Here is a 232-nt window from a genome sequence, read left to right on the forward strand (position 1 = left end):
AACACCACCTTGCCAAGGTGGGGGTCGCGAGTTCGAACCTCGTCTTCCGCTCCATTTTAAGGCGGCATAGCCAAGTGGTAAGGCACAGGTCTGCAACACCTTTATCACCGGTTCAAATCCGGTTGCCGCCTCCAATTTATTATAAATTGGGGATTTTTTTCTTTATTTTCACTTTAATATTTGCGGAAGTAGTTCAGTGGTAGAACACCACCTTGCCAAGGTGGGGGTCGCG

Annotated in this window: 1 tRNA gene; it reads left to right on the forward strand. The window is 48.3% G+C overall.

The annotated features are described in order from the left end of the window. Nucleotides 1-60 precede the first annotated feature (60 nt). A tRNA-Cys gene (locus C9J34_RS21510) sits at nt 61-134 on the forward strand. The last annotated feature ends 98 nt before the right edge of the window (nt 135-232 follow it).

The sequence above is a fragment of the Metasolibacillus meyeri genome (assembly GCF_003049505.1).
Taxonomy (GTDB): Bacteria; Bacillota; Bacilli; order Bacillales_A; family Planococcaceae; genus Metasolibacillus; species Metasolibacillus meyeri.